Source organism: Nocardia sp. NPDC058480 (assembly GCF_042720495.1).
Lineage (GTDB): Bacteria > Actinomycetota > Actinomycetes > Mycobacteriales > Mycobacteriaceae > Nocardia.
In genome coordinates this window covers 1-1,263 of sequence record NZ_JBHXMN010000039.1, presented here as the reverse complement: position 1 = coordinate 1,263, position 1,263 = coordinate 1, and the positions used below count along the sequence as shown (strand labels likewise).

At 54.2% G+C, this 1,263-nt stretch carries 2 rRNA genes; both read right to left on the bottom strand.

What is annotated here, in order from left to right:
* Positions 1–849, bottom strand: a 23S ribosomal RNA gene (locus ACFWO8_RS33145); the annotation flags it as partial.
* Between the two features lie 329 nt (positions 850–1,178).
* Positions 1,179–1,263, bottom strand: a 16S ribosomal RNA gene (locus ACFWO8_RS33140); the annotation flags it as partial.

Genomic DNA, 1,263 nt, shown 5'->3' with positions numbered 1-1,263 from the left:
ACCTAAGTGGGTTCGGGCCTCCACGACGTCTTACCGTCGCTTCACCCTGGCCATGGGTAGATCACTCCGCTTCGGGTCCATAATGTGCGACTAAAAACGCCCTATTCAGACTCGCTTTCGCTACGGCTACCCCTCAACGGGTTAACCTCGCCACACACCGATGACTCGCAGGCTCATTCTTCAAAAGGCACGCCATCACCCCACACAAACAAGTTTGCGAAGGCTTTGACGGATTGTAAGCGCACGGTTTCAGGTACTATTTCACTCCCCTCCCGGGGTACTTTTCACCTTTCCCTCACGGTACTAGTCCGCTATCGGTCACCAGGGAGTATTCAGGCTTACCGGGTGGTCCCGGCAGATTCACAGCAGATTTCACGGGCCCGCTGCTACTCGGGTATCTTCTACGAGAGCCGTTGAGTTTTCGTCTACGGGATTATCACCCTCTACGACGGGCCGTTCCAGACCACTTCGACTAACCCAACGGTTTCTTACTCTCGCTTGATCCGGCAGAATCAAGAAAGAAGACCCCACAACACCGAATACACAACCCCTGCCGGGTATCACATGTACACGGTTTAGCCTCATCCGCTTTCGCTCGCCACTACTCACGGAATCACTGTTGTTTTCTCTTCCTGTGGGTACTGAGATGTTTCACTTCCCCACGTTCCCTCCACACACCCTATATATTCAGATGCGGGTAACACGACATCACTCGTGCTGGGTTTCCCCATTCGGAAATCCTCGGATCTCAGCTCGGTTGACAGCTCCCCGAGGCTTATCGCAGCCTCCTACGTCCTTCATCGGCTCCTGGTGCCAAGGCATCCACCGTACGCTCTTAAACACTTACTAACAAAGATGCTCGCGTCCACTGTGCAGTTCTCAAACAACACACCCGCTCAAACCTGGTCTCGACGCCGGCCAGAGCAAGCTCTGCGGTACGTACGAAGATCCGAGCGGATCGTTTGTTTTGCCAGAAAAAACACTTTCGCGTGTTCTTTCAGGACCCAATAGTGTGTCGGTATACCCATCGCGGATAGTCACTGAGGACCACCCGTATGCGATGAAAGTTGTCAGTGTTCCACCCATGAGCTCCAGCCGGACCACGAATGGGTCCGAAACTGTCTCTGCCAACCACTCACCAACCTGTGTTGGGAATGAGCTGGAGAATTGCTCCTTAGAAAGGAGGTGATCCAGCCGCACCTTCCGGTACGGCTACCTTGTTACGACTTCGTCCCAATCGCCGATCCCACCTTCGACGGCTCC